This is a genomic window from Cognatundibacterium luofuense, assembly GCF_018139685.1.
GTDB classification, from domain to species: domain Bacteria; phylum Pseudomonadota; class Gammaproteobacteria; order Burkholderiales; family Burkholderiaceae_D; genus Undibacterium; species Undibacterium luofuense.
In genome coordinates, this window is the sequence record NZ_JAGSPN010000100.1 from 1 (window position 1) to 516 (window position 516).

Annotated in this window: 1 protein-coding gene; it reads right to left on the bottom strand. The window is 44.0% G+C overall.

From position 1 onward, the window contains the following. Positions 1–402: GNAT family N-acetyltransferase (locus KDM89_RS19515; RefSeq protein WP_212689560.1), on the bottom strand; the 402-nt coding region annotated here is incomplete at its 3' end. Positions 403–516: the final 114 nt, after the last annotated feature.

Below are 516 nucleotides of genomic sequence, written 5' to 3' on the forward strand. Positions count from 1 at the left end.
CATGGCTATCGTATTCGTTTCCTGTGTTTGCCAGTAAACACGTTGAATTCCGACAGCCTTGGCAGTGTCATACACAGCGTTTATCAGTGCTCTGCCAACCCCCATCCCTCTCGCATGATCCACTGTAAATAAGTCTTGCAGATAACATGCCGGCTTAATTTGAATAGTACTTCTGTGGTAGATGAAATGAACTAAACCGAGCAATTTTCCCGATCGTTCTGCAACCATTGCTTGCATCGGTTCGTGTTCATCAAAAAAGCGAGCCCAAGTTGACCTGGTAATTTCTGGATCTAACGCGGTTTCTCCATGTCGTCCATAAAATTTATTGTAACCTTCCCAAAGTGTTAGCCATTCAGGAAAGTCGTCTTTGCTAACACAACGGATCACAAGCTGATCACTCATCTTCATCCTTTCTAGTTTGGGGAGAATATCCCCAATAGGTCTCATAAAATATAAAGCAAATTTCCGGCTTGCCGATTGGGGGCAAACATCCAGTAACTCGCTTCAACACAACGG